Genomic DNA, 303 nt, shown 5'->3' on the forward strand with positions numbered 1-303 from the left:
AATATTTTTTTAGGACACACAAATCAGCACCACAGTTTTTTATGTTTCTTTTTGGCATACCCTCATAGATTTTCAAATGTCTTTCCTTGATCATTCATAATCACTCTGATACCAGAAACCAAACGCTCTCTTTCAGAGTTCAATGCTCTTCCACCAAAAGAGCTAACAAAAAATGTAGCATTTAAAACATAAGCAAGTAATAACAATGAACGCTCCCTTAAACTAAAGAAAAAACGCATCTTTTGAGCAAATAAACCTCCCCGTTACTTCCTTTATGTTTTCTAAAGAAAACTTTGCGGATCA

This window comes from Bartonella sp. AP40SXNS (genome assembly GCF_042195825.1).
GTDB lineage: Bacteria > Pseudomonadota > Alphaproteobacteria > Rhizobiales > Rhizobiaceae > Bartonella.